General features: G+C 75.7%; 2 protein-coding genes. Both read right to left on the minus strand.

The window, feature by feature from the left end; all coding sequences use genetic code 11:
- Positions 1 to 103: zf-TFIIB domain-containing protein (locus tag G3I42_RS08230; RefSeq protein ID WP_164283815.1), on the minus strand; the 103-nt coding region annotated here is incomplete at its 3' end.
- A 102-nt stretch (positions 104 to 205) separates the two neighbouring features.
- A partial coding sequence (locus G3I42_RS08235) for a phosphotransferase (RefSeq protein ID WP_164283817.1) occupies positions 206 to 658 on the minus strand: 453 nt, incomplete at its 5' end.

The raw sequence follows: 658 nt of genomic DNA on the forward strand, positions 1-658 counted from the left end.
CGCCGTAGTCCAGGAATATCCCGCGGCAGCCGCTGCACTGCTCGATCTGGACTCCGCTGCGGTTGTACGTGTGCATGGGGGCACCGCACTTCGGACAATGCATCCTGGCTCCAACTCCTCGCCTGACGCGACGGCTTCCCGGGGTACCGGGCCGTTCTCGCTCATCCTGTCAGGACGCGTGAGCGGGGTCAGGAGTTCCCCCGGGTCAGGCGGGCGGCAGTCCGGCGATCCGGGCGCAGGCGTCGAGGACGGCGGTCTCCGCGTCGTCCAGCGGGCGGCCCGCCTCGGTCGCCTTGGCCAGCGCGAGCGCGGCGGTCTGCACGGTGAGCGCGCGGGCCGGGACGTCGAGCCGGGTCCACGGGTCGCCCTCGCCCGGCACGGCGCTGCCGCCCGCGGCGCGGTAGGCGCCGAGGAAGGTGGACCAGTCGGCGGCCGAGAGCAGCCCGCAGCCGTGCCAGGCGGCGGGCCGGGCGAGGTCCCAGGCGGGATCACCGAGTCCCAGGTCGTCGATGTCGATGAGCCGCCACGGGCCGCGGGCGGCCGGGTGGCGCACGAGCTGTCCCAGGTGCAGGTCTCCGTGGCACAGCGCGAGAGCGGGGCCCGGCTCCTCGCCGCGCGCCCAGGCGGGCAGCGTCGCCCAGGCGCGCAGGACGAGGCC

The sequence above is a fragment of the Streptomyces sp. SID11385 genome (genome assembly GCF_010548245.1).
Classification (GTDB): Bacteria; Actinomycetota; Actinomycetes; order Streptomycetales; family Streptomycetaceae; genus Streptomyces.